The 551-nt window shown below is 73.7% G+C and carries 1 pseudogene; it reads right to left on the reverse strand.

What is annotated here, in order from left to right:
* Positions 1-551: pseudogene (locus tag ARGLB_RS23440) on the reverse strand (DUF222 domain-containing protein); the annotation flags it as partial.

Raw genomic sequence — 551 nt, forward strand, 5'->3', positions numbered from 1 at the left:
GGGGGTTGGTGGCGGTGTTCATGGCGGTGGTGAGGGTTTCGAATTGTTCGGTGGTGGCGAAGATTTCCAGGTGCTGCAGGCCGTGTTTGGGGCGGCGGATGAAGGCGCCCTGGATCTGGCGGAGGGCCGGTTCGGAGGGTTCGGTCCCGTCCTGGTCGATGGCCTCGGCCCAGTGTTTGGTGACCCGGGTGAGGAAGTCGCCGTCGCTTTCGACGGCGGTTTGGGTCAGGGCGTGTTCCATCGCGGCGGTGAGGTCCGCGGTGGTGAGGTGCCGGGCCCGGTCCAGGGCCAGGGTGATGGTGGTCCCGGCGCGGGAGCCGATCCGGGCGGCGCTGACCGCGGCGGCGAGTTCTTCGTAGCGGGGCGGGAGCGGCTGCCCGCCGAACCCGGTCCGGGGCAGGACGGCGTCGGCCAGGGACGAGGCGGCGGCGGGCTTCGGCGGCCGGGATCCGCAGCCTGGCCTGCAGGAACTCGACAGTGGTCCGGGACCCGTCATCCCCCGGGCCCGGGCGCGCTGCGGCGGCGGGGCCGGGGACGAGGGGTGCCGCGGC

It is taken from the genome of Arthrobacter globiformis NBRC 12137, assembly GCF_000238915.1.
GTDB lineage: Bacteria > Actinomycetota > Actinomycetes > Actinomycetales > Micrococcaceae > Arthrobacter > Arthrobacter globiformis.